The 5,647-nt window shown below is 59.0% G+C and carries 2 protein-coding genes and 3 pseudogenes; 1 reads left to right on the top strand and 4 read right to left on the bottom strand.

Features of this window, described 5'->3' with window-relative positions; genetic code table 11:
• A partial coding sequence (locus AC0L2A_RS35695) for an IS256 family transposase (RefSeq protein WP_473612873.1) occupies window positions 1-809 on the bottom strand: 809 nt, incomplete at its 3' end.
• Window positions 810-964: 155 nt separating this feature from the next.
• Here AC0L2A_RS35695 and AC0L2A_RS35700 point away from each other — a divergent pair.
• Window positions 965-1,381 (top strand): annotated as a pseudogene (locus AC0L2A_RS35700) (helix-turn-helix domain-containing protein); the annotation flags it as partial.
• Here AC0L2A_RS35700 and AC0L2A_RS35705 read toward each other — a convergent pair.
• From AC0L2A_RS35705 to AC0L2A_RS35715, 3 genes and pseudogenes are all read right to left on the bottom strand, one after another.
• The gene (locus tag AC0L2A_RS35705) at window positions 1,371-2,675 is read right to left on the bottom strand and encodes an ATP-grasp domain-containing protein (RefSeq protein WP_473612875.1); all 1,305 of its coding nucleotides are present in this window, start codon (window positions 2,673-2,675) and stop codon (window positions 1,371-1,373) included. The pseudogene AC0L2A_RS35700 and the gene AC0L2A_RS35705 overlap by 11 nt on opposite strands.
• A 469-nt stretch (window positions 2,676-3,144) precedes the next feature.
• Window positions 3,145-4,209: pseudogene (locus AC0L2A_RS35710) on the bottom strand (IS630 family transposase).
• 193 nt (window positions 4,210-4,402) lie between these two features.
• A pseudogene (locus AC0L2A_RS35715) lies at window positions 4,403-4,673 on the bottom strand (transposase); the annotation flags it as partial.
• Between the last annotated feature and the right edge of the window lie 974 nt (window positions 4,674-5,647).

A 5,647-nucleotide genomic window follows, 5' to 3' on the forward strand; every position in this document is an offset into this window, starting at 1 on the left:
TCGTCATCGACCTTGCGCGGCACATAATCGAGCGCGTTTCTGAGGAAGTGCACGTAACAGCGCTGCCAGACTGCCTCGGGCAGGACTTCCCGGATCGCTGCCCTGAGACCCGGATGGTCGTCGGAGACGACGAACTCAACGCCGGCGAGCCCGCGCTGCTTGAGCCCTGCCACGAACGCGCGCCAGCTCGAATGGCTCTCCCGGTTGGCCAGCTCGACACCGAGCACCTGGCGCCGGCCCTCCCAGTCGACGCCGATCGCCACCAGCACCGCCTGGCTGGCGATCACGCCGGCCTCGCGCGCCCGCTCATAGCGCGCATCCAGAATGAGGTACGGGTAAGGTTCGGCAAGCCGCTGCTCAAAGAACGCCTTCAGGGCTTCATCCAGCCGCGCCGTCGCCTGGCTTACCGTCGAGGCCGAGAAGGAATGGCCGCACAGTTCCTCGGTGATCGCCTTGACCTTGCGGGTCGAGACGCCTTGCACGTACATCTCGACCAGCGCCGATACCAGTGCCTTCTCCGAGCGCTGATAACGCTCAAACAACTCCGTCGAGAACCGGCCGGCCCGATCCTGCGGAACCCGAAGCTCCAGCACGCCAACCCGCGTCACAAGCTTGCGTTCGTAATAGCCGGACCAGTAACCAACCCGCTCCGTCGTCCGCTCGCCTTTCTCGGCCCCGATCGCCTCCGTCATCTCGGCTTCCAAAGCCTCCTGCACCACAGTCTGCAAAACTCTGCGGAAGCCGTCCTCATCCGACAACAGCAACGCTTTCAACTCGCCTCTGCTCAGTCTAACGTCTCGCTTGGTCATGGCACTTACCCTTCCACGGGAATCGGTGATCGCAACGTCACCAGCGTGCCATGGCCGCCCCTCGCCTCAGAGCAACGGCTGTTCTCTCTCCAAAGCTTTTTGCAGAACCTTCAGGACATTATCAATGCCCGTCTCATGCGGTGGGTCGCGAGCAGATGGCGCCGGCGGTGATAGAAGGCGGTTCTTCCAAAGCCGATGCGGCCCGAAAGTATAGTGTGTCGGCCAGGATCGTGGAGCGCTGGGTCGAGCGCTAAGTGCCGAAGGCCTCGAAGGCATGGTCGATCGCTCATCGCGGCCCAACGTCATGCCGAACCTGACGGAACAGGCATGGCCGAGCGCATCGTCGCCTTGCGCCGCTAGCGGCTGACCGGCAAGCAGATCGCTAGGGAGGCCGGCGTCTCGCCCGCCACCGTTAGCCGGGTTCTCAAGCGTGCCGGGCATCACGGCTAAGCGACTCCGAACCGACCGAACCGGTCCGCCGCTACGGGTGCGAGCCTCCCGGCGAGATGATCAATATCGACATCAAGAAGCTCGGCCGCTTCGGCCAAGTCGGCCATCGCATCACCGGCGATCCGCAAGAGGGCAAGTCGAGCTGTTGCTGAGAAGTGAGGGAACCGCAGATTGTTCCTGTTCGACAAGGGCCGGAAGTGGTGAGATCGACCAATCGATTAAGTCGACGGCGCTTTGAAGTATTGCCTCGGTCTGAGCAAGGCTGGGTGAAGCGGCTATGACATGTCCGATCCAGTCTCGGTAATCGCCTTTCCTGACGATCGGCGTCTTGGGTTCAACATACAATCTGACCTCGGCGGCACCTGGTACAGCAGCCGCCCGACTGTTGCCATCGATCCAATCGAGAGTGCCATCGCGATCAGGAACTAGGAACCGCGCGGCCGCTGTCTGCGAATGCCTTCTACGCAAATCCCAGTCCTCGCCGATGACAAGCTTGATGTGCTCGGTGATGAGGTCGATACCGCAAGCCAGTTGGACTAATTGAGGCTCGAGTGCGCCAGCAAGACGCGGATTGACTTCGATGACGACTGGGCCACGCTTCGACCACCGGAGTTCAATGTTCGTTGGCCCCCAGCTGAGGCCGAGAGCTTGCAAGCAGCTCAGCGAAACATCAACCATACGCTGATGCTCATCATCAGTCAGCGGGGCCGGAAAGGTCGTCTTATGGAAGACGAAATGCGGTGGAGGACCGAAGTCAACGGCGACAATCCCAATAACTTCAGTTCCCATTATCTCGACGCTATAAAAGGGACCTTGTGCGAATTCTTCGACAAGTATCCTCGGCGTAGACGGCCAAATGTGTTTCCCGCCCAATAGATAGGTGGTATGCACGGCTAACTCATCGTCGTTGCGGCACAATCGGACCCCCATGCTGCCGCTGCCGACGGCTGGCTTAACAATCACCGGCAGTCCAATCTCCGCGGCAGAGCTTTTTACTTCCGTCGCATTCGCTGCCAAGCGATAAGCAGGCCCTGGAACGCCGGCTCTCGCGAGGAGCTGACGTTGAGTAAATTTGTCGCAGCATCGTTCAATGGATGCGGGATTCGGTCCCGTCAAATCGAAGTGCCGGCAGAGCTTGCCAACCATCGCATAGACCGACTCGTCTACGCCCGCAAAGCCAGTAATGCCAGCAATGTCATGGGTCGCACTTAGCCGGGAACATTCCTGGATCAGCGCATCGAGATTGCATGTATCGACACGGATTGCTTCACTCGTTTCCGCCGCAAGATAGTCGTACTGAGCTGGATCAGCCGACAGGGTAATTGGATGAAGACCAAGACGCCGGGCCGCTTGGACGTATCGCAGACCATTACCCCTTGAATGGCCTTCAACCAGGATGAGCGTTCCTCTTGCCATTGGCTGGTGACCTCCGTGGCGTGCTGTGTCGTGTGGGTCTGAGCAGAAATAGGCATCAGTTTTTTGGCCGCGCTTGACCTCAGACTTTATGGTGAGCGTACCAGTCTAAGCGAACTGCGATCACGAAGATTCGGTAAATTTAATTGAAAGATTCATTGCAACGTTTTGATTACCCGAGGTGGCCCCAGCGTCTCGACAAATTTGGAGGATTGTAATGTTCAAAGACGCTAGTTTAACCTGACAGGCGGTGTATAGGCTAAAGCGGAGCGCGGCGTGAAAAATTCTCACGCACCAGCAGACCTGATTCTCGACTTAGACCACATGTTCGCCTGAGGTATGGCGACCCGTCTCAAAGTATGCAGGTTATGGAGGGTTGTCTGGCCCGGCGCCGAGCCTCATGCACAGGAGACGGGCCATGGACGAGCATATCACTTACGTCGGTTTGGATGTTCAGCAAGCGAACGATTTTTCACACCTGCGGCTTGAAACGGCGAACATGAGAGTGGACTGATTCCAACGTTTGGAACCCGCGGTTTCGGGCGGCGATGCTGTCATCAGGGTTGGCTTTCCAGATGAATGGTTGCGGGTTCTCGGCATTGTATTCGCGAATGAAGCGGTTGATTCGCGGCCTGAAGATCGACAACGGAATGGAAGACGCCGTGCTTGAGGCTGCGCCGGGGTGAGTTTGGCGAAGAAGCCCTCGACGGCGTTGAGCCAGGAGCAGGATGCTGGGGTGAAATGGAATGTCCTGCGCGGGCGGCGGTCGGATCAGGTGCGGACCTTGTCTTTTTGTGCGCGGCGTAATTGTCGAGGATCACATGGATTGCCTTATCGACCGTAACCTCGTGCTCGTGCGGTTGAGAAAGCGGATGAACTCCTGATAGCGGTGGGGCTGCATTTCTGCGCAACGACCGCCGTCCAGCACGTTGAGGGCAGCGAAGAGCGTCGTTGTGCCGTGCCGCTTGTAGTCGTGGTCATCGTGCGCGGCGCGGCGCTTCATTGGCAGGCCGGGCCGGGTGCAGTCGAGGGCCTGGATCTGCGACTTCTCGTCGACGGACAGCACTACGGCATGGGCCGGCGGATCGACATACAAGCCAACGATGGTCGTCAGCTTCTCGGCGAAGGCCGGGTCGTTGGAGAGCTTGAAGTGCCGCCAGCGATGCGGGCTGAGACCGTGAGCCTTCCAGATACCCTGCACCGTCGACGCTGCTACGCCGGCGACCTTGGCCATCGCGCGCAGCATCCAATGGGTCGCCTCATGCGGCGGCGGAGCCTGTGTCGGGCGGACGATCTCGGCGACATGCTTCGGCGGCACCGGCGCCTTTCCAGGCGGACGGGACCGGTCGCGAAGCAGTCCATCGACGCCTTCATACATGCACCGCTCCTGCCAGCGCCAGACAAGGTCTTGAACTTGTCGGTCTCAGCCATGATTGCCGAGGTGCCGTCGCTGCTCAGAAGGACAATACGCCGCGACGATCGCTTGCAAGCGCCGACGGTCGCTGGCCGAAACGGTGAAGGAGATGCCATTGCGCATGCATCAAACTCGCACGCCAAACCGAAAAACGGAATCCCAAGAGCGGACTCTATACACCAGCGGCCTGGTTTCTTGCTGCTGGACGTTCGATGATAGAGGTGTGAGGCGTCTTTTTCACCGCGGCTGAAACTGGACTTTAGAACGCGCTCCATAGTCAACATATCGGGTTCGGCGGGGCTTTGCTGCCCGGCCCTCATCGCCTTTCGGGCTGCATCGCGATGGAAATCGCTCGGAACAGATTTGCCTCGGGACAGGCGGTGGCGAAGTTCACGGATGCGCGAGACGGTTCAGTAACGCGGGCGCCGAGCTTGAGAAGCCTGAGCCGCAACGGGCGAACTCGGTACGGAGATGATAGGTCGTGGGCACCACCTCCCGTAGTGCGAGCCCAACCAGTATATGGCGGTATGCAGGACGAGAGGCGGACGCAGTGCAATCGGTGAGCGGCAGCTGGTGTGGTCGGAGGAGCTGGCGCCGGGTGCGGATATGTGATGCGTTCCAGAAGATTCCAACATCGTCGTAATCGCGGAACGAAATATGAAGCAGGCGAAACCTCGGTTACAGCTACAAGGCCGACGCGGTCCCCGGCGTTTTACGAAGCGCTTGCCGCGGCTATACATCGGCCACAGGCCACATCAGTTGGGAGGCATCGAGATCTAATAAGGACGACCCATCTTTATAGCTTGGAGAATTTTCCTGCGACGATCTTCGGATGCCGGTGGGAACTGACATGTTTGACGCTTATGCTAAGGATCAAAGGGTTGACAGGGACGCCAGGGGCGACGGCGACGAGGAGGCAACAGGATACCGGCCGGCAGAAGGATTTGTAGAAGCGCTCTCCGTCCCCGGCTATTGCAAGAGCGTTGTTGACGCTGTCGAAACCATTTGGGGCCGAGATCATCATCGAGAACGACGTTGGACTCGTCAGACTGAGGCCGAGCTCTCCGCGATAAAATGGCTCGGATGCTTTAATTGATTAGCGAATGAACCAACAGGCGCGGGTCTGACGATAACGTTGCCCGTGAGAGCCTGCACCGCCAAGCTGCACCACATTTCCATCCATCAGCCGCGCTTTGAATGGCTTCCGTTGGAACCCGTGGCACCATTACCTCGGCGTACCCGCTGGATGATACCGACTTCGCGATCGTCTGGGCTGATCCTGGCCCATCGTCTCGAAATCGAATCAGGCGGTCGCGACCCATGGCGCCAAAGGCGAGCGATATCGACCGGGCAAGTAGAACCGACCGTGAACGTCAATCAACGCATGTGCAGAACCAGATGAATGGCTGACTGGAGCGATTCACAGTATGCATACACAAACGTCCGTTTGGCGGTCTCCCGATCGGAGTCCCCGGACTTGCTGCCTAGAGCACGTCCCGTGATCGATGAATCGATTGTGATGTGACGACGAGCTTCTCCGGTGATTCAACATCCACCTTGA

The organism is Mesorhizobium sp. WSM4844 (assembly GCF_055811775.1).